The sequence below is a fragment of the Stenotrophomonas sp. PE591 genome, from assembly GCF_018320795.1.
Classification (GTDB): domain Bacteria; phylum Pseudomonadota; class Gammaproteobacteria; order Xanthomonadales; family Xanthomonadaceae; genus Stenotrophomonas; species Stenotrophomonas maltophilia.
In genome coordinates this window covers 772,336-792,871 of record NZ_JAAOKO010000002.1, presented here as the reverse complement: position 1 = coordinate 792,871, position 20,536 = coordinate 772,336, and the positions used below count along the sequence as shown (strand labels likewise).

Below are 20,536 nucleotides of genomic sequence, written 5' to 3'. Positions count from 1 at the left end.
AAAAAACCTTTATGCAACACCGGCCAAGAATTCAACTGCGGCAGCATCTCCTTCCTCAGCTGATCGCCTGATCCAGCGCATACCCTCCGCGGGTTCACGCTCAGCGCCTTCACCATGAAGGAGCGCCAATCCATACTCATACATTGCTGGAGGAAAGCCGGTTATCGCAGATTTCCTGAATAGATCCACCGCCCTCACAACATCCTTGTCAAGAAAGTCTCCAAACCGCAGATAGCAGCCAAGTCTAAATTGTGCAGGCGCATATCCCAATGAGGCAGATTTACAAACCTGCTCCAGACTACGCTTCTCGAAGTCCGACAAGGGCTCGGCAGAGCTGCTTATGGTCGAAGAAAGAAACAGCGCCTCTGCCAGCCCCGCCCTCACCCCCTCAGCAATAGCCAATGCAGCCCCAGCCAGATCACCAATCTCAACCAGTGAATCAAACTCGGTCGTCAGCAAAGTCGGCAAATTAGCCATGCGGAATAATCCTATCTCCAGTTGGGCTTACACATCTACATTGAACATGGTGAGTCGATTTTGCCCCAAGATTGTCCTTCGCATCTTTTTCAGCCATCCTTTTCGCCTCAGATACGCTCCTCCCAAAACCGTACCCAAACGCGAACTCTTTGTCATCAATTGAGCAATTGCCCTCACTACGCCCATCCCTATTCGCGCGACAGACGCAAGCATACCCCCCTCTTTTTCTTTCTGGCCAAGGGACCGAACGCCCGTCTGTGGATGACGAGGAGAAGGCCTGATTAAGAAGCGCGCCCGCGACAGCTTGATTAACGCCATTAGGGTTCACCCAACCAGCGGGATTTGCCAACTGCCCCATTCCCGCCAACGTACTCAACGTGTCAGACGTCGATGCCCCACCAGGCGAGTAGTATCCACCCTGAAATTCGTTGCCAGCAAACCCTGAAGCTCCGTTCGCGTGGTAGTTGCCCAGCACCCTAACCCGTTGCTGACCAAATCTATCGGTGAACGACGTCGGCGCTCCACCAACATAGCCGTATGTGGAAACGCCCCCAGCAAGCCCAATCGGATCGCTTTGGGAGTAGCGCCCCACTGCTGGGTCATACTCACGTTGATAGTTGTAGAACAAGCCGGTCGCTTCCGTCGCCTGCTGCCCGGGGAAACGAAGTGGAAGGTCGAATGCCACGCCGTCTCCATCTGGATCCATATTCGGCATCTGATTGCCGAATACTTCGCTCTTGCTGCTCCATTCCCATATGGCAGTGTTGCGGACAGGATCGACCACAACGCGCGGCGTTCCGAGGTGATCGGGCTGGATGTAGACCAACTCCGGAGAACCAGCGTCTGCAGAGCTGATCAATGCCACTGGATAGTCATCAAGCCAGATCGCCTGCTGCGACCGACCTGATTCAAAGTGGTCGCCCAGCCATTGCCCGGCTTCGTCATAGAGCGTGATCTGCTTATCACCGCCGAACGGAACGCGAAGAATGCGTTCCCCTAGGTGATTGTATGCGTAGCCCTCAAGCACATTCCCGTCCTGCTTCACCGCTGCCATGCGATTGGCGTCGTTGTACACGTATTCCTTGCCTTCCACGCGAACGGTGTTGCCGGAGGCATCATGATCGCGCCCCACACCATCCACAGCCGTCAGGTGATGACTCGTCGCGGGATAGGTGTAGAGCGAGGTGCCACCTGCGGTCTTCAGCGACGTGCGGTTACCGGTGGAATCGTATGCATAGGTTTCGATGGGCGTTGCGGTGAGCCCATCCTGAGTCTGCGTGAGGCGCCCCAAGGCATCATAGGCATAGCGGGCCATCACCTGCGAGCCACTGCCATTCTTCAGCGCAACGATGGAGCCAACGGGATCGTAGCTGTAGCTCTGGGAGAGCCCCCCGGGAGTCGGATCATTCACAGCCTGTGCGCGATAGTCGAGATCCAGAGGACGATCCAGCCGCCGACCATTGCCATACGTCCAGCCGATCGCCGGACCGAAGGCGGCGTAGGCTACGTCCTTCACCACGACCTGCCGGGCCTGACCAGGCTGGGTCAGGCCGATTTGATTCACACGATCAAAGCCATCCCGGACGTAGTCGACAATGCTCCCGTCCGGGTACACCAATGTCGCAAGGTTTCCGGATGGACTGTAGGAGTATCGCACTGTCCGTGTCAGACCATTGATCGTCTGCACCTTCCGGGTGATCTGGCCAAGCCGACCGTAGCAATACAGCGTACTGCCGCCAGCATGCTGCACCTCGCCGAGCCTCCCCTTTGCAAACCGCTCGTCGGCAGGGCACGACTCTGGCGCCAAGTCATAGCTGTAGCTCACGTCAAGACTGGTATCCGGGTAGGCAATTCCAATCACCCGATCCAGAGCATCGTACCGATACGAAGCAGTAACGCCACGGGCATCGGTGAACGTCCGACGGTTACCGCCGGAGTCAACCGTGTACTGACTGGCACCGCTGTCTGGACTGACTTGCCCAGTCAGGTCGCCGAAGCCGTTGTAGGAATAGGTTGTAGACAGTCCCTTGGGATCAGTTACCCGGGTGACCTGATCCATGGCGTTGTAGTGCGTACGGACTTCCACACCCAAACCGCCAACGTCCTGAAGGGACAGCACAAGGCGATTCAATGGATCGTATTGCTGCCGGCTCCTGCGACCCAGAGCATCGGTCCAGGAAGCTATGTTGCCGTTGGCGTCGTAGGAAAAATCGGTGGGGTTGGCGCCGGAATCTGCCTCTGTGGTCAATTGCCCGAACTGGTTGTAGATCCGGCTGAGCGCTCGCTTCAGCTCGCCATTTACATCCCGCGTCTCTTCCGCGACGCGATTCCCCGCATTGTCCAGGACGAAGGTGATTGAGTTTCCTTGGCTATCGGAAATCGCTGTCAATCGGTGAGCTACGTCGTAGGAGTAGGAAACAGAGGATCCATCTGGCTGCGTTACCCGCTTGACGAGGCCTGTGGGCCAGTAGTCGAGGCGGGTGGTGCGTGCGCCGGCGCCGGACGCGGAATCAAATCTGACGATGGTTGGCCGGCCACGTGGATGGTACGCAATCTCGGTAACGATGCCATTTGGGTCTTTGACAGACGTCGGTCTTCCAGCCCCGTCATAGGCAAGCAGCTCGAAGATGTGACCCGCTGCATTGATGACCTTCCAGAGGTCGCCTTTCCTGTAGAGGCATGAGCCGGAGCCCGTGGCGCAGCCTGCATCATTGCTGGGATAGTAGATATAGGACGTCGCGTCAGTGACATCCAATCGGGGTCCGTCGACCTGAGTAAGCAGACCGAGCAATGGGCACCGCCCTGCGGCCACATCATCCGCTTCGCAGTAGGTGCTCGTTGTGGTTCGCGCCTCGCCCGTCGCCGGATCGATCTGCGTGGCAGCGAGCGCTTGCCCCCGTGCGTTATAGGTCCAGGTGGACCTGGATACCAATACGTTCGCCGCATCAAGAATGCGGCGCTCGACCGGCACCCTCAAACTGGGATGCCAATCGGTCTGCACGGTTCGCCGCAGACCTGTTGCGTCGTTGGCAGCTTCGACACGCTGGACTTCGAGCAGGCGCGCGTTGTGACTGAATGTTGTCTCGTTACCGGCAAAGTCCACCGATGACTGCACCATGCCATTCCCATCATAGGTCTTGGCCCTGGCGGTGTTGCTGCACCCCAGACACAGCTCATCGAGGGACGCGAGCCGGGCGACACGATGCTTCACATCGAAGCCATAGTGGCGCACCTTCCCCAAGCTGTCGGTGACAGTCGTCGTGCCATCGTCATTGAACGCTAGCAAGGTTCTATCGATGGTACCCGTCGCGTAGTCACCGTGGACACTCAAAACACCACGCCGATAGCCATCGTAACCCCAGCTCGCGTAGCGCTGACCACTTTCATCGGTGATGCCCGTCAACGTGTGGGGCTGGGAAACACCAGTCGTCTGATCCAATTCGTTGTAGTGGTAGCGACGGACGGACTCACCGGCTGGCGCTTCCGGATAGGAAACGCTGACCAGATCCCCATCGGCGTAGCCATATCGGATAGCACGCCCGGTTGGCAACGTAACCGATGCGACCATTCGATCCTTGTACGTGAAGACCAGACTTCGCCCTTCGGGGTCGGTTACCTTCTCCAGCCTCTTGATGCCATCCGCATAAGCATTGGACAGTACCTGTCGATGACCGCCAAGATCGGTGATCGATGTGAGCAGACCATCACGATCATAGGTTTCTACAGTGCCGTCGCCGCGCGAATAGGTGAACGAGCTGAGTGCCCCTCCACTCATGAAAACACTGATCCTACCTGCAACATCTGCATCGCTCAGCCACTCATCGCCAACGCGAGTGAAGCTCTGCCGCGCTCCATTTGAGCGCCGCGCAATGATCCGATACATCACATAGTTGCCATCCGTCACCGGATAAAGGCGTGCTGAGTACGAATGCGTCCAACCCGCCCCCATCGGCAGAGGATCACCTTCAAGCGCCCGACCGCTGTTGTATGTCCTCTCCAGGCTCAGCGGGAAGACGCCCGCACCAACAAAGTCGACTTCATGCTGCCGCTTGTTGCCGGTGGCGCTGTCAATGGGATTGCTTCCGTTGCCTCCCGCAATGAGACAATTGCTGTCGCATTTCGGTGAGCCGTACTCGCCAGTTTCAGGATCCTCGAGACCGGGAAGCGGATACTCGGGTGGGCCGTCTTTCTGAACGCATCGCCCTGCGCGCCTGCTCCACTTCTCCTCGGAAGGACACCCAAACCCCCAAGCTGCCACATGCAATCGTGACTGCCCCACAGGACGCATGAAAGCGTGAGGTCCAGGCGGGTTTCCGATCCAACCGACCCCATATCCAGGTGCGCAATAGTTGTGCCCAGCGTATGCAGGCAGTGTTGCCTGGCATGTAGCCATTGCCTGCTGCATAGACGTGTATGCACGCGCTGCAGGGGACATCGCACAGCCCGCCACAAAGAGAAGCGTAATCATCAGCCGAGCGGCAAGCCAGCTGATACCTGCTTCAGAAAGAAATGTACCCGGACTTCCCCGTCGGATCTTCCTCATGACCTTACCTCTTCCTTGAAATTGCCGATCGAACTTGCCTAGCAACAGCATTTCGCAGCGGGTACGGAGGCTTCGACATGTACATAGGACCATATCGATGCAGCGCTGCCCGTCGCTCCGATCCAACTGTGCTGCTATCCATTGCTAACCATCAGCCGATGCTTCCAGTCGGCAGGCGGGGCAACAAGCTTCTTGAGGAAGCTACACGATGCCCGCATCAATGACATTGCCCATAAGCGTCAACTGAGACAATTGGCATCGAATCTGGGCATAGCCGAACGAGATCGACCCACCAGTTCGTGCAGCAATATCCGGCACAACCGGAGTCAGACTGATGACACGAGCCCTCAACTGACGGCATTCGCCCACGAGATCCTTCTCGCACTGTCCGGAAAAACAAAAGAGCCCCTGTTTCCAGGGGCTCTTCTGAACCTCTTGGCGGAGAGAGTGGGACTTCCTTGAGAAGTGCCCTCCCCCCTTGGGCGGCTTGGGTTTCACCAATCTGGGAGGTGCCCTGGAATGTGCCCGCCACGAGCATACCCCTTGCGGTGCAACGGATCCAGCCGTTTTTGCCGCCCTTGGGAGCGTCAATCTCGATCCCCTCCGAACCTGCGCGATCAGGGCAGATGACCCGCTCGCCCTCACTCTCCGCCGAAAAGGGAAGCAATCCGGTGGACCGCTTCCTCATGTGTGCCTCAGGGCAATTGGGGCCATGGGACAGGACGCCTCAGCAAACGGTTCTGGACGGAGTCCTTTCAACGGCGGCCTTACGCCATAGCTCCAGGCCCGGCTCACAGTCGCCCAAGACACACTGCAAAGAACTGACTCGCAGGCCCAGTCCGGCGCCAGCTCAGAATCAACACTCCAAGCCCATCGAGGTGCCTTCGGTGCGTCAGAGACTGACTCCGCCTTGGCAATCACTGTTTGCATTGATCGGCGGGGGGCAGATCCGCCACGAATGGCCACCAGGCACTCGCTGCGCATCTCGACGTGGGGCATGTCCTTGAAGTCTTTCCAAGCGCCGCCCCACCTCAACCCCGCCTGCTGGGCCAACTCCCCGTAGCGCTGGTAGCCCTGCCGCACTTGTTCGTCCTTTAGGTCCCAGGATGGACGGCCGCGCCTGTAGATAACCATATCCGCCGCCCAGCCGTGGTTGTGGCAGCTGCTGCCTGGCCCCACCTGGGTCACGCCCTTTTGGCTAGCGAGCAGCGCGGCCTGGCGCTTTTCAGACCGGTAGCCCTCCATCAGCCGCAGGTCGTAGCCCTCGCCCTTCATCTGCAAGGCGATCCGTTCCAGCGTTGAGCGAAGCTCGGGCTGGACACCGTCCCACTGCGGGGCGTCTTTGTGGCGGTGGAACAGGCGTTTGAAAAACCCTGGCTTCTTCCCGTGGACCTCAACGGAATCGGTGGCTGGCGCGTGGGCGTGAACCATGATGGGAGCGCTGGCCAGTGCCAGCGCAAGCAACAAGCGTTGAATCATGAGTAGGCCTCCTTACTCACATGAGCGATACATCCATGCAAGCGGAGAATCGAAAACGCGCAAGGGGGCTTGTGGAATTTTTTCCCTGTCGTAGAAGAACAGGGGTGGGGAAAAGTCGGCCCCACCGCTTCCCGGCGCAACGGCCCCTCCTGCCGTTGCGCCGGGAAGTTTCGTTGGGGGGCTTGCGCATTCCAGGATCTGATCTATTCGTGAGTGCACACGCTCACTCATTTCAGACCCAGGAGGCCGCCCCATGAAACGCTCCCTCATCCACTGCGCTTTGCTGGCAGGCCTTGTTGCTGGCACGGCGCAAGCCCAGGTTCAAGTGGGCAACGGTGCAGATGCGAGTGAGTTAGGTGCCACGGCAGTGGGCGATCTGGCCGGTGCAAAAGGAGGCGGCAACACCGCGCTTGGCTACTCCGCAGATGCGGATGGTGGGCCCACCCCTACTGGCCACTGCATTGGTGCGACCGCAGCGGGTGCTTACGCCTCTGCACAAGGGTGCAATACCTCTTCTTTTGGGGCTTTTAGTCGTGCGACGGTGGGGAACTCCACGGCCGCGGGAGCGTATGCCGAAGCAACCGCGAGCGACGCTGCGGCTTTTGGTCAGTATGCGAAAGCAACGGCACTCAGCACCTTGGCGGTTGGTGGACACGCCCTTGCTGCTGAAATTGGAGGCACCGCCGTAGGCCCCGGCAGTCAAGCCAACGCAGAAAATGCCGCAGCCTTTGGGCTCAGCGCGAAAGCCAACGCCAAAGGCTGCGTCGCCTTGGGCACGGGCACGACCTGCGAACAAGAGAACACGGTTGCTGTAGGTAACCGACGCTTGACGCAAGTTGCCCTGGGGCAGGCGAACAACGACGCCGTGGTCGTCAGCCAACTGCGGACCGCCGTGGAAACCTTGGGCGCTGGCGCTACCGTAGTAACCGGTGTGATCGTGGCTCCGAATTACCAGCTGATCAGCGGGAAACATTACAGCACCGTTGCCGGCGCCATCTACGATCTCGATGGGCGCGTTCACCAACTGGAGCAGAACCCTGGCAGCGGTGGTGGCGGCACCGGTCCACAGGGACCCGCCGGTCCGCAAGGCCCAGCAGGCCAGGACGGTAAGGACGGAGGAAGCAGCACCACGGTGGCCGGGGCAAACATCGAGGTCACGGACAACGGGGACGGCACCCAAACCGTTGCCTTGAAAGACACCATTGAGCTTTCCGAGCAGGGCTCGGTCCAAGTGGCCAAGGCCATCCACAACAGCGACGGCTTCACCGTCCAGGGCGGCCCATCGGTCACCCGATCCGGGATCAACGCCGGCAACCAGCGGGTAACCGGGGTGGCTGCAGGAGCGATCGCTCCAGGGTCCACGGACGCGATCAACGGTGGCCAATTGTGGGATTACCAGCGGGAGCAAGACGACCGCTGGAACCTGACGGACCGCCGTTTTCGCCAGCTCGGCAAGCGGGTGAGCGGTGTGTGCGCCATGGCCCAAGCCAACGCCCAGATGGCCACCTCGACGTCGGCTATCCACGGAGAAAACCGAAACCGCCTGGCCGTGGGCGTCGGTGGCTGCAGCGGCCAAGCCGCCATTTCCATCGGCTACACCCGCGACGTGACCACCCCACGCGGATCCCCATCGGCTTTCTCGATCGGGGTTTCCCGCAGCGGGCAGGACACGGCCGTGGGCGCAGCCTGGGCCATTGGCTGGTAACGAATCAAAGAATGTCAGCGGCGAAAGGAGGTGATCGTATCTCGGCAAGGGCCCTTCGGGGCCCTTGTTCGCGAACTCCAAGCACAAAAACAATTCAAATACAATTGTTTTCGTTGAAAAGCTTCCTCTTTCGCCGTATAATCGCCTCATCCGAATTTGTGGACAGTTCCGGGTGCGAGTCCTGGGTTGTCGCAATGGTCGTAACGTCGTTTGCCATCGCTCTGAAAGCCCTCAGACGATGGGTGGTTAACCTAAAGGCAAAGGAAGAAGTCAAATGTGTTGATAAAAACAATTACAAGGAACCAAAAATGAAAAAGAAGAATGTTGTAAGAAAGACAATTGAACGCTTCAAGAGCACGATTTATCGCTTAAAGAAGCATCCGCTTGGTGTCGCTATCGGCGTGGCACACGAAGTGGTGTATCAGACGACCATTGCGGTAGCGGCTAGCCAGCTGCCCACCGCACACCCGGTGAACGCGCGTTGAGCCACGCTCCCCGTTGACCGATATGAAAAGCCCGGGCCCAGCCCGGGCTTTTTCTTTGGAACGCTGCTGCTATCCGCAGCGCCTCCGCTCCGGAAGAGCCAAAACCGCCCAAACCTAGCCCCGTCTTTTCTCCGTTGCCACGAACGCACCATCGGAATGAAGGACCGCGAACGTATTCCCCTGGACGTGCTCTGGCCAAACCTGTCCCGGCAGGCCCACGAACTCCAGCGGGAGGTTCGCCTCTTGGTCTGGTTCGAACCCAGCGAACGGGTCAAAGCTCTGCGGCTGCCAGTCCTCGAACTGAAAGTCCCTGTTCCAGACCATTGCAAAGGCCAGCGGATAGGCCTTCAGGACATAGATCGCCGAACTGCCTTTCCCGCCCAAGATGCCCAGTCCGAAGTCTCGAAGAACCGTTCGACCGCTGTAGGGATACACCCAGTAGTGAAGCCGAACCTGGCGTAGAAGATCTGACCGGTCATCGAACAGGTGCTGGCTGTGGCGTTCGTCGTAGCGATTCAAGCCCACCGATGACATGTGGCCCAGAACTCCCCTTGCCACAAGCTGCGGCTGGATGCGGATGCTCTGGTAGTAGGTGACCTTGCTTCGATCACGCAAGATCTCCGTCACCTGTCGACTCATCGATACAAGCGCCTTGTCGTATCGAGAAAGCACCGAGCCGTTGCAGGTCCTGCAGATACTCCTGAAGCAAACACCATTGGGCATCTTGTGCGACCGCGGCTTCTTCTCTCCACTGATTGCATCGGCGACGCTGGACACCCTCAGAGCGATGCCTTGAGCCCACGCCTTGGGCGGCACGTGGTTTTCGGTCAGGTCGGTTTCCTGCCCGCATATGTTGCAACGTCCCTTGGAAGGTCCAACCGGGAACTTAAAGGTCACTCGCCCGCCCCATGCTCGCCATGAACTGCGAAGAGATTACACGCAAGCGACGTGTGGCCTCTCACGTCCTTCGCAGCAGGCTTGCCAACTTCAAATTCTGATCTATTCGTGAGTGGGTCGTCTTACTCACGGAGAGACCATGACCCAGCACCACAACCTGGGACGCAGCGAGAAGTATCACGCCCTGCCCCGCACCCTTTACGCCCTGTTGTTCGACGACGGGGGATGCTACGTTGGCCAAAGCTCGAACCCGCAGCAGCGGGAGAAGCAGCACCGCTCCCCCAAAGGCGGCTGGCACCGTCCCTTCCGGTTCCATGCGCTGGAAGTGGTGACCGCCACCAGGGCGGAAGCCGAAGTGTATGAGCAGGCGTGGCGGGTGAGGGCCTCCCGGGAGGGGTGGCGCATCTACGCCAAGCCACCGGGGATCGTGGTCAACCCCCACCGGCGGGCCACGGCCCACGTGCGCGGGTTGGCCCACCAACGGCGGTGGCAGCTGGGAACACCGGTGAAAGCCCCCTCCGAACACGTGGGGTGGTGGCCGTGGATTGCGGTGGGGGCCATTGTGTTGCTGCTTGCTCGTTGCGTCACCGGGTAAGCGCGATCCCGCGTTGTTTCACCGCTGGCACCTGAGGTTGCGGTTTCAATCCTGCCAACAGCTCTTCTACGTCCTGGACCAGGTTGCGCACCGGAGCAGCCTGGGTCTCGGACAAGCCGACGCTCAGCGCCATTTCCTTGTGCCGTTCGGTGCCCAGCCGTTCGGCCATGCGCTCCATCATCTCGTCGGTCGTATACATGCGGTAGCTGCCCTTGGTGAGGCGGGTGAACGCCACCAAGGCCGACTGCTGATCGAGCATGCCCATGTTCGTGGCCAAGTGGTAAACCTCGGATTTCCCCTGTCCTTGCGCCTTGTGGACGGTCATGGCATACCGGTGGGCCAAGGCATTGTGTTCGCTCGTGTTGAATTGCACGATGCGCCCATTCTCCTTCGGATTCGAGCCCTCGATGCGCACCACCACGTCGTAGCCGCCGGACTTGTCCTTTCGAATGCTCTCCACCGTGCCCTCGGTGCCGTTGATGACACCCAAGTCGTTGTTGGTCGCGGTGAACATCACCCGGTCCCGGCGGGAGAGCGTCAGGTCCTCCCACTGCCCTTTCACGATCGAGCGGAAGGTGAATTCCTCCCTGTCCAGCACGCCTTGCTCCTGGAGCCCCTTTCGGATGCCCGTGGTAAGGGCTTTGACTTCAGAGCGCGTGTGGGCCAGAACCAACTTCTCGTCCATCGGGGTGGGGTCTTTCAGGTAGTCGTCCACCAACGCCTTGATGGCCTGCTTTTCCGTTCCGAAGTCGTCGATGCAATTTCCCTCCTTGAGATTGCGAAGGGTCTGCGCACCCATATCAAGGGTGCCTTGGCGGCTGCGGTGCCCGCGGCGCATGTCCTTGACCTTCCCCTGGTGGTCCCGCTCGTAGAAACTGTTGGCGGTGATCAGGTCACCGGCGTTCTTCTGCCGGCGAATCTCGGTCAGCTTCTTGTCCCCCAAGGCCATCTTCGCCAGCTCAAAGCCGTTGCCCGCGGCGATGGGCTGAAGCTGGTCACTGTCTCCTTGCAGGATCAGCTTGGCGCCCACCCCCTGGCAGTAGGTCATGAGCTTCAAGGTGTCATCGGTAGCCACCATGCCGGCTTCATCGAGCACCACCACAACATTCTTCGTCAGAGCAACCTTGCCCTGCCGGAGCTGGGAAAAGAACTTTGCAACCGACATGCAGGGCATGCCGGACTCTTCTTCCAGCTTAGCCGCGGCTTTACCCGACACGGCCAAGCCCATCAACTGCTTTCCTTCGGCTTCGAAGCACTGCTTGTAGACCTCGGCCACGGTGGTCTTGCCGGTGCCAGCCAACCCCGACATGACCCCCACGCCGGCAGTGCCGTGGGTGAGGTGACCGATGGCGGCTTTCTGCTCCTCTGTGAGGGTGAACCCCTTTCGCTTCTCATAGGCGGCGATCTCCCGGTCTACGGTGGAGCGGAACAGCTTCAGGTCCGTCTCGTTCTCCCGCTCCTTCGAGCGACGGATGATCTCGGCTTCCCATTCGACCATCCAGGTGGCGCAGAAGCGATCCTCCCGGTGCTTGCGTGCCAAACGAGTGCCACGGTCGTCTTTGTGGAGGTGTTCGGCTTTCACGCGCACCAGGTCGTCCTGTTCGGTGAACTCCTTCACCATTTTGAGGATCTCCTCCGCGTTCTTTTGCCCGGCGAACTCCATCCCCAGCTCCCGGACCAGGTCATGCTCGCAGAACATCGCCTCGTTCTCGTGCATGCGCTGCAAGACCTCGTCAAAGGTATGCGGGTCCAGGTGCTGGCCTTGGGTCTGCTTAAGCGACTGGGTGGTCGGAACCAGGTCAGGCCTTTCCTTAGCAATGTTGGCGAAGGTTTGCTGCCAGTCCTTGACCACCTGCTCGAACGGCGGTTCTTCCTTCTTTTTGCGGGTGGCCTTGCAGGCCTCGTCGTGGCTGGCGTTGGGGTGTTCTTTGACGTAGTCCAAGATTTCCTGGCGGCGGGTCTTCGTCTGAAGCACCAGCTCACGGTCGATGCCGGCAATCGTGGTGAGAATCTGGCCCGTCTCGCGCCCCATCACGTCCACCTCGCGCTCCCGCTGAATCCCATAGCCCAGCGCTTTCATCGCGGCGTAGAGCTCCACTTTGTAAAGGTGATCCGCGGCGTGGCGGTGGCGGTAGATCTCGATGGCATCGAACGTGCCCCACTGGCCATCCTCCCCCTTGGAGATCCCGAAGGCCAGGTGATGGGTGTGCAGGTCGGGTTCCACGTTCCGGTTGCTGACATGATCGGCGGCTGTCCATACCAATCCCGCCGTGCCTATAACGTCTACGCCTCCTTGTCCGCGCCGGGTCTCCACTTTGCTTTCGATGTAGCGCATGGCCACGGCGCAGGCCTGGCGGTGGGCCTCCAGGATGGCCAGCTTCTCGCGATCATCCGCCAGGGCAAACGCCACGCTCACGTCCCCGGGGGCGGAAATGGTCAGATCGAACCCCACCCGGTGGCCGCCCTCCCACTTCTCCATCGGCTTGCCGTCGTCGTCCAACCGCACGTTTCCCCAGCGATCCGTCTTGATGACCAATCGGGCCTCCTTGCCCGCGTTTTTGCACAACGGCCTTCCGGTGGGTGAAAAGCCCTTCCCCAGCTTTTCCATCACCTCGCGGGTAACCGGCTGCCCTTCCAGGCCGAGTTCGGCGGCAAGGCTGCCGCCCCAATTGAGCGTCTGCCGCGGATCAGGACCGCTGCCGGCGTAGTAAGCCACGGCGCTATCGATGGACAGGCGCTCGGTGGCCAGCATGTAGTCGAACATGTTGCCGTTGCGCTTGTTGTGGCCGCGGGCATCGATGCGGGTGCAATTGATCACGGGGACCTCCTGGAACGTTGATGGATCCAAGGTCCCAGAAAACGGAGAGTTGGCAAGGCCGATCACCGCTTGAAAAGCGCGTCGATTTCCTCGGGTGTCATGGTCAGCACCCGCTGGACCGTGTCGATGCCTTCTGCGGTGGTTGGGAAGGCCAACGCGTCACCGGTCAAAGGGGGCAATTCAGCTTCTCCCACCACACCGGCCGGCTTGGTGGTCCACGCGGCGGCCACCTGCCCTTCGCGAACCGTTGGATGGCTCCTGCCGGGCCACGTCAGCAACAGCACGTCCCCGCCCATTTGGACGATCGCCTCGATGCCCCACTTCTCGGAACCGTAGCGATTGCCTTTGCGGAAACCCAACCGGTCGGTGAGCTCACCGCTGGAAACCAACGCGCGGCTCTCTTCGTGAATCTGGGCCTTGTCTTCGTGCCCACGCCAGGCGATTTTCCGCTTGCCGAGCTGGCTGGCCAGCTTGTCCCGGGTCGCCCCCATCTGCACTTGGCACACCACGTGGGTGCCCACCAGCGATGAGAAGGCCTGGGCGGTCTTGTCCCCATAAACCAGCTCAATCTGGGAGTGATCCTGGACCGCCATGATGGCCACCACGCCTTTGCTGCGTCCCAACGCCAACAAGGGATCGATGTTCAAGCGCCCGGCGCTGGTCAGCTCGTCGAACACGAAGTAGAGCCCACGCCCGCCCTCGTTGTCCGGCAAACCTGGCCCAATGAGATCTGGCACGGCCACGTTGATCATGGCGGCGATGTAGGCCTTCGTCAGGGTTGGGTCGGGTCCGGATTGAACGATGACCTGCTTGCGCCCGGTGTAGTCGTCCCGTATCCACTCGGTCATCGAGAAACGGCGCTTGCCAACCTTGGGCCATGCGGTGGCCAGGTCGTCGATGAGGCGGGTGAAGCCCCCGAGGGAAGACAGCACGCTGGACGTGGTTTGGCTCTCCGGATCACGCACCAGTGCGGCGCCGCGGGGGTAATGCGGGCGCATGCCTGCGGCCATCTCTGCAGCCGGGCGGCGCACCAAGGCCGCCAGATCGGGCCACCCCCACTGGCCAGGCCGGGTGTTTTGGAGCTCGCGCACGCACCCAATCAACAAGTCCTGGGCGGCCATGCTCCAGAACTTGGCGTTCCCATCGCCCTCCGGAATGATTGAGGCAGCGAACGCCGCCGCATGGGTGGGGGTCCGCACGTCAGCGGCAACGTCCCACACGTGGGACCGCGCATCGAAGGGCGACACGATGATAGGCCTTTTGAAAATCGACGTGAAATCACCCTTGATGTCGTAAAGGAACAGCTTTGCGCCCCTCTTTCGCGTCAGTTGTTCCAGGATGTGCTTGAGGATGACGCTCTTGCCCGACCCCACCGAACCGGTGATCAAGACGTGGCGCGCCCAATGTTTTTTTGGCAACAAAAGATCGGGGTGGAGGGACAGGGCAAAGGGATCCGCCTCTGCTTCCTTGGGTGTCATCGAGCGGTGCCGGGCTTCGTCAACGGCCTCTTTTCTTTCCAGCAACCGCGATCCGGACAGGTGCCAGGTGTTGCTCACCGGCTCGGCTGCCTTAAAGAACATGCGAAGGCCAAGGCCCGTCGCCAGCAGAAGCGACACCCCTATCCGGATCCACGTCTCCGCGGGGTGGTGGTAGGACACCAGTTCGATGAACTCCCGTGCCGGAGCACGTGCCGAGATGCCAGCGGTCAGGAAGTGAAAAGCGGTCACCAGACCACCGTTCAAGGCATCTGTGAAGCGGATGAGCGAGCCATCGGGATTCGGGACGAGCCAGGCAACACCCATGCTCCCCACGTAGGCCAAGCCAAAAACGAATCCGCCGACAAGAACGGCGCGGTGCCAGTAACGGACCGGCTGGGAAGGCGCAACGCTGCCGGGCACGTCACCCAGCGCATCAAAGGGCTTGGATTTGCCCATGTCGGTGCATGCGCGTTGGGGTCCGCCCTCGCCACCCTGGCTGATCAGGATTGGCGCCGTGGGCCATCAGGTGGAGGCAGACCCGGGCGTGCCTGTGAAGCGCGGCAAGGTGGAGCGGTGCCCACCCGAGGGCGTTGAGGGCCGCCACGTCGGCGCCGGCTTCGACCAGCGGGGTGACCAGCGAGGCATGGCCAAACCGGGCCGCATGATGCAGTGGCGTGTTACCGCTGGCATCGGGCAGCCGGGCGTCCGCGCCCATGCCGATGCAGGCCAGCAGTGCCGCTTCCTCGCCCGCCCGGGACGCCCCCACGAGCCAGGCCTGCCACGGTGCGTTCTCCCGCAACCGGTTTGCATCCGACCGCCGAGCCCGCGCCTCCTCTACCGCCATCGCCATGCCTTGGAACAGCGAGGCGTGCTCTGCCATGGACAACCCAGCCACCCTCTCTGCCAGGGTGCTGTAAACCATCGGCTCGTCACGGTCTGCCAAGCGCCTCTCGTAAGCACGCACCAGGTCCCGTGTGGACGCCCGCATGGGCGCGTCGAACCCCAGGCGATGCAAGCCCCAGCGCAGGTCCACTTGCGGTGCCCCATCCTGCTCCCGCTGGCGCACCTGCCAAACCAGATCGCCCAACCGACCCTCAACAGGGGCAACGCTCAGTGCGTGGGCGCGCGCCAACACTTGCGAATCGTGAAAGCCTTTGGATGCGCCGGCTTCGCGAGCGAGTGCGGCCGCCAAGGCCTCCGCTCGTTGGAGGCCCAGGGGACGCAAGAGGCACAACAGAGATTCTTGGATGTCCATCTCTATTGTTGTAAAGCCGAATCCGCGATCGTCAAGAGAACATGTTAGCTGTTGAGGCGAGTAGCCACCGCAACACTGAAATGCCGAAGAATCTCAGTGTCATGCCAGAGCTTCTGCCCTGGGCTACTGCTGTCCAGTTCCTGAAGCACATTGTCCAAGCTTCTTCCAGCCAAGACCTGGGAATCCACATACCCGCCGACCAAGGCGAAAGAACTCAAATGCTCGGGAGCAACGTCGGGAAAACGGTGGAAGTTGGTGTTGTTAATATTCATCTGGTCCTCCTGCAGTGGTAAGCCGATGTGCCTCATCGGAAAGGTCCAGCTCGATCGCTGGTAAACTAACGGGCTAACGCGCTAAACGCTGTCGGGTGGGCCAAGGACGATCCAGCCCAACATGCAGAAAATCAGTGCGGGATAGAACCAGAAATCAAACCCCTCCCAGTCAAACCGGCGCCAACGCTTCCTGCACCTTGCACGCAGCTTGAGCCAGCGCCGGCTGCTCACCGGAAGGAACTCTGGACCACCACCCCGATGGTCACAAAGCCCGCCACCGCCATGGCCACCACTTTGAGCAGAACCGGAACGGCCGGGGGGTAGACGAGAACAGCCGCTGCGAAGGCCGCGGTCAGCAGGAACAAGCTGGTCAGCAGTGGAACCGCGTTTTCGAAAGCGAAGTCTTTGAGGGCATTGAACAACGTGGACATGGTGGCTCTCCTTTTGGCTTTATGAGTAGGTCTACCTACTCTTTACAAAACCAGTAAAGCACCATCAAACTGGACGTCAAGACGCAAAAATGCCCGATTTTGCGCAGAACCGGGCAGATTTGAACATCGATGAAAAGTTACTGTCGGAAGACGTTCGGTTGGGCCTGCTTCTGGTGCTTCTCCCAATCGTAATTGGCAGCGTAGTCCTTCATGAAAGCCGCCTCCTTCAACGAACTGCGGGCGTAATCGGCGTATCCCAGGCGCCCAGGTCCGTTCTCCATCCGCTGCTCACGGGTCAACATGGGAGGGGTCTCCTCCCGCTGGGCCCCGCGTTGCTGCCGCCACTGCGCAACGGTCGCATGAACCACCTGCTCGTGCTTGTCGTCCGGCTTTGCATCACGAACGGCTTTGTCGGCCTCCTGGATCTTTGCCTGGAGCGCGGCGATCTGATCGGGCGAGGCCTTCTCTGCCCAATCCAGAACGCGCTGTCGGCGTTGCTCGATGGCGTCTTGGTCTTGGACCACGTTCTGCTCGAAGTCCGCCCGTGCCGCGCTGTCCTTCTGGGGCGGTGGGCGATCGCCCAGAAGCCGCTCGTTGCGCTGCGCCTGGAGTGCTCGCAGCTCGGTCATTTCTTCGATGGGTTGGGAAAGGGTGTCGCTCATGTTTGTTTCCTCCGCTGGGGTGAATGGGTTCATCGTTGATCAATCCGTGGGTTTGGCAAGGGGGGCGAGCCCCCTTGCCTATCCGCATCAATCCGCATCGGGCAGCAGCTCCGCCAAGTCGATTCGCTTGATGCCGGCACGGTTCAGCGCCACGATGGCGTGACCACGGGGCTCGAGAAGGGCGGAGTATTCTTCCTGCAGGAAGAGCGGCTGCACCTCGCGCTTGCCCCCGGTGGGCATGTCAATGTCGCGCGCGATCTCGTCTTGGCCCAGCGTGTCCTCCGATCCAATCCGCCAGCGGCGGCCCGTCACGGCGTCGATGCGCGAGGCCGTCAATCGCCCGGCCCCTTCCATGCGCATCTTGTCGTAGGCGGACGCGTAGGCATGGTCCGGGTCGTTGAGCACAGAGTGGCGCCAATTGTTCATGCCGCCTTGGTAGTCGATGCCCCGGGTGCGCTGCTTGAATGTGGTCAACGTTGCCTGTCCGAACCGCTTTTCCAGGTATTCGTGGGTATTGTGCGAGCACTTCAGCGCGATCACCGACTGCATCGTATTGGCCATCAGCTCAGCCTCGTTGACCGACCCAAAGGCGTTGACCAAGCTCTCAAACCCTTGCGTTGCAAGCACGGGCATCAACCCCATCAAGCGCGAAACGGAGAACAGGTTGATGTCATCGGCCGTCAACAGCAGGTGGGCCTCGTCCATCATCAACATCACTTCAGTTTGCCCAGGCAACACTTCGCGCCACTTGTCGCCGAATGCACCACGCGCTTTGATTCCGTTCATGACCCGCTGTTTGAGCAGGCGCATCATCATTTCACCCGCTTCACCGAATTGGGTCGGGGGCAAGAAGAGGCCTACCATGGCTCCATAGAGCGCGTCGGACACATCCACCTCGCCCGTCTCAATCGAATGCCAAGGCATGTCCGTCTTGCTGTCACGCAGCTTTTCGCCTCGCAAGAGCTTCTCCAGCAGCCCTCGTGAGTTGAGCGTGAAGGATTGCCTCTGTTCCGGATGCATCGCGGGAATCTCCAGGAACGCCCATTCCAGCGAGCTCTGCAGCTGAGACATGGGACGGAAGAGATCCGGGTGGATGGTCTGCGGAGCGGTCTCTTGACGAAGGCGGTGCTGTTGCAGGTAGGCCGCGTAGGCCAGCCGCCCTTCTTCGTCATGGCTCGTGTCCGCCTCTTCCAGGCCCAAGTATTTCACCACCTCCATCAGCTTTGCATTGGCACGAGGCGCGGGGCTGGCGGGAATCACGCGTTCCACAATGGACAACAACTTGGCGTGGTGGAATGGCGTGTATTGCCATTGCCTGTCGTCGCTCACAGGGATTCGATGGATGGCGATCTGTTCGGCGATCCGCTCGAGCAATGCCTCAGTCTCGGCCACGTCCTCGTCCAGCTTGCGCTGTTTGACCAGCTCAAGCTCCGCATCCAACTGTGCACGCTCCAGCCCTTCCAGCTTGGCCGAACACCAAGACCTGTAAGCCATCTCGTGATCCACGAGCGCACGAAGGATGATGCCGGTGTGGTAGAGAAACGCGTCACCGCCGTCCGTCCAAAGCTTGGATTTCTCGTCCACTCGCCCACCGGCTGCACCGCGCAATGCCCGGACGATCTGATCGGGCGCCAACCCTTCGTATGGCGCCACCCGCATCCCGGGTTTGACGACGATATCGAACAATCCTTCCAAGTCCGAGATGATCGCCCCGTCCTTGCCGTCGGCGATGAGCGCGCCACCGCCGGCAAGCTTCTGCTGCTTCAAGCGCTCCCTTGCATCTGCGTGGCCTGGCGCCGCACATGCCATCGCCAAAGCGGCTCTACGGAACCGACGAGCGATGGGTCTGAGCGCGGCGAAGGATTTGCCAGATCCGATGGCTCCGAACACGAGCAGGCCCTGCTGACAATCCCTCCACGAGAACATCATCACGGTGCCCAGGTCGGGCGAGTAGCCATAGCCCTTGTCGGAAAGGTGTCCCGTCGCGCGCCCAATGGTGATCAGCGGGGTCTTGTCCCGCAGTGCCGCCTCAGCTTGCTGTTCACGCGCCTTGACGTGCGCGTTGATCAGCGCCCCCTGGGTGGCCAGGTTGTTGTCGTTGTTCTGCAGGTAAAGCCGGGCGGCGTTTTGGACAAAGTTGCCTTCGGCGTATTGCATCGCATACATGCATGCCAGCACGTAAGGCGCCGCCTCGCCCAAGCCAAATGGCAGGACCTTGCCGACCACCAGTGTGGCAAAGATGAGCCCCACCCACTTCATCGCTTGAATGAAGCGCGCGGCTGTCCCGCCAATGACGCCCCGGTGCGGGTGCGAGGCCGCCGCCACAAAGCAAACCACAAACAGGATGCCGACCAAGCCAAAGGCCCACCACAGGTAGGTCCTGGCGATCTGGGCATACACAGCCATGCCGCCGGCTTGCATTGCCACCTCGGTGCCGCCCTTGCTGTCCCCAACCACGAACTGAAGCGCCATCGGAACCCATTGCAGCAGCACCAGGGCTTTCAGGGCCTCCTTCATGCCCTCGCCTTGCTTGAGAGCAATGAAATAGGGAATGGTCAGCAGCAGAGCGGCCCAGCCTGCCCAGCCGATGAGGCTCACCAGGAAGGTCGCCAGAACGCCGATCACGGGGAAGGCGAGATACATCAAGGGAGTGGCCAGGCTGTCGCCGCCCTGCCCCATGTCGTTGCCCTGCAGGAAGCCCTCGGCACGCCGTCCAAGCTTCGTCGTGATGATCCGCGATTGGGTGTCGCGCAGATCCTCCGGAACCTTTGGCCACCACTCCTGGAATTCGTCCTCGCTGCGTCCGTCGGGCACCTTGAACACCTGGGCGTTCTCGTCCCAGACGGCGCCGCACTCCAGCGCGAAATCCCGGTCAGCCTCCGGCACATCGAGCTCTCGACTGCGAACGCGATCGGTCACGTCAAAGCGCCCCACCAGGTTTTCATACTCCTCGGCGGATTTGACGATGATTTCTTCCTTCACGCCCGAAGGCTCGCCGCTCTTCCGGCGGAACTTGCGCCCCAGGCCGCTCGTCCAGTCCAGAACGTTGAACAAACTGATTGCTGCCATCTCTGTTCCCCCCCTGTTAAATCAACGAAGCCAATGCGCCAAGACGGCAAGCACCAAGCAAAGCGGCGCGCACGCCAGAAAGCCCGCTTTGGCCACCCAGCGCTCTGCGACCTGCTCAACCTTGCTCGCGTAGAGCCGATCCTTGGTCCATGCGTCATACGCGGCGTCGTCTCTGACCGGCGGTCTGCGATCGGCGCGCAAGTAGTAGAAAGTGCGGCGGACGCCTTCGCTCAGGTGGCCCATGCCAAACGATTCAGGGCTGCCAAGGAACAAGCGTCCGTGCAGGTTCAGCCACTTTGAGCCGAAATGAAGTTTTCCGGGTTCCCGGTATTGCGTGAACAGCCACTTGAACATGATTCCCCCTTATTCG

15 protein-coding genes are annotated in these 20,536 nt (G+C 60.6%); 3 read left to right on the top strand and 12 right to left on the bottom strand.

Translation table 11 applies throughout. The features are described 5' to 3' along the window. Positions 1–9: 9 nt before the first annotated feature. From JLDANKMP_RS09015 to JLDANKMP_RS09005, 3 genes are all read right to left on the bottom strand, one after another. The gene (locus JLDANKMP_RS09015) at positions 10–477 is read right to left on the bottom strand and encodes a tetratricopeptide repeat protein (protein WP_212560922.1); all 468 of its coding nucleotides are present in this window, start codon (positions 475–477) and stop codon (positions 10–12) included. Continuing rightward, positions 470–4,765: an RHS repeat-associated core domain-containing protein gene (locus JLDANKMP_RS09010; protein WP_212560921.1), complete on the bottom strand. Its 4,296-nt coding sequence runs from the start codon at positions 4,763–4,765 to the stop codon at positions 470–472. The genes JLDANKMP_RS09015 and JLDANKMP_RS09010 overlap by 8 nt, the downstream gene beginning before the upstream one ends. 939 nt (positions 4,766–5,704) lie before the next feature. Next, the gene (locus tag JLDANKMP_RS09005; RefSeq protein ID WP_005410150.1) at positions 5,705–6,499 is read right to left on the bottom strand and encodes a M15 family metallopeptidase; all 795 of its coding nucleotides are present in this window, start codon (positions 6,497–6,499) and stop codon (positions 5,705–5,707) included. A 253-nt stretch (positions 6,500–6,752) separates the two neighbouring features. On the opposite strand from JLDANKMP_RS09005, the gene JLDANKMP_RS09000 reads away from it, so the two are divergent. Further along, positions 6,753–8,204, top strand: a complete 1,452-nt coding sequence (locus tag JLDANKMP_RS09000) for an adhesin (RefSeq protein ID WP_005410151.1) — start codon at positions 6,753–6,755, stop codon at positions 8,202–8,204. A gap of 308 nt (positions 8,205–8,512) precedes the next feature. Further along, entirely contained in the window at positions 8,513–8,689 is a 177-nt protein-coding gene (locus tag JLDANKMP_RS08995; protein WP_005410152.1) for a hypothetical protein, read from the top strand. Between the two features lie 114 nt (positions 8,690–8,803). On the opposite strand, the gene JLDANKMP_RS08990 is transcribed toward JLDANKMP_RS08995, so the two are convergent. Next, positions 8,804–9,586: a hypothetical protein gene (locus JLDANKMP_RS08990; protein WP_139338722.1), complete on the bottom strand. Its 783-nt coding sequence runs from the start codon at positions 9,584–9,586 to the stop codon at positions 8,804–8,806. 139 nt (positions 9,587–9,725) lie between these two features. On the opposite strand from JLDANKMP_RS08990, the gene JLDANKMP_RS08985 reads away from it, so the two are divergent. Further along, positions 9,726–10,181: a GIY-YIG nuclease family protein gene (locus JLDANKMP_RS08985; RefSeq protein WP_046272095.1), complete on the top strand. Its 456-nt coding sequence runs from the start codon at positions 9,726–9,728 to the stop codon at positions 10,179–10,181. Here JLDANKMP_RS08985 and mobF read toward each other — a convergent pair. The 8 genes from mobF to JLDANKMP_RS08945 form a co-directional block, all read right to left on the bottom strand. Next, on the bottom strand, positions 10,171–12,999 hold the full coding sequence (gene mobF, locus JLDANKMP_RS08980; protein WP_099539816.1) for a MobF family relaxase: 2,829 nt from the start codon (positions 12,997–12,999) through the stop codon (positions 10,171–10,173). The genes JLDANKMP_RS08985 and mobF overlap by 11 nt on opposite strands. Positions 13,000–13,061: 62 nt before the next feature. Beyond that, a complete protein-coding gene (locus JLDANKMP_RS08975) occupies positions 13,062–14,933 on the bottom strand; it encodes a helicase HerA-like domain-containing protein (RefSeq protein ID WP_049402576.1) in 1,872 nt (623 codons plus the stop codon). After that, a complete protein-coding gene (locus tag JLDANKMP_RS08970; RefSeq protein WP_228354638.1) occupies positions 14,911–15,669 on the bottom strand; it encodes an ankyrin repeat domain-containing protein in 759 nt (252 codons plus the stop codon). Before JLDANKMP_RS08970 ends, JLDANKMP_RS08975 begins: the two co-directional genes overlap by 23 nt. A 107-nt stretch (positions 15,670–15,776) precedes the next feature. Further along, the gene (locus tag JLDANKMP_RS08965; protein ID WP_005410158.1) at positions 15,777–16,004 is read right to left on the bottom strand and encodes a hypothetical protein; all 228 of its coding nucleotides are present in this window, start codon (positions 16,002–16,004) and stop codon (positions 15,777–15,779) included. Between the two features lie 227 nt (positions 16,005–16,231). Beyond that, positions 16,232–16,435: a hypothetical protein gene (locus JLDANKMP_RS08960; protein WP_005410159.1), complete on the bottom strand. Its 204-nt coding sequence runs from the start codon at positions 16,433–16,435 to the stop codon at positions 16,232–16,234. A gap of 137 nt (positions 16,436–16,572) precedes the next feature. Continuing rightward, positions 16,573–17,097, bottom strand: coding sequence for a hypothetical protein (locus tag JLDANKMP_RS08955; RefSeq protein WP_005410160.1), 525 nt, complete (start codon positions 17,095–17,097; stop codon positions 16,573–16,575). A gap of 87 nt (positions 17,098–17,184) precedes the next feature. Then, a complete protein-coding gene (locus tag JLDANKMP_RS08950) occupies positions 17,185–20,166 on the bottom strand; it encodes a TraM recognition domain-containing protein (protein WP_049402578.1) in 2,982 nt (993 codons plus the stop codon). A gap of 21 nt (positions 20,167–20,187) precedes the next feature. Further along, a complete protein-coding gene (locus JLDANKMP_RS08945; RefSeq protein ID WP_012480689.1) occupies positions 20,188–20,520 on the bottom strand; it encodes a hypothetical protein in 333 nt (110 codons plus the stop codon). Positions 20,521–20,536: the final 16 nt, after the last annotated feature.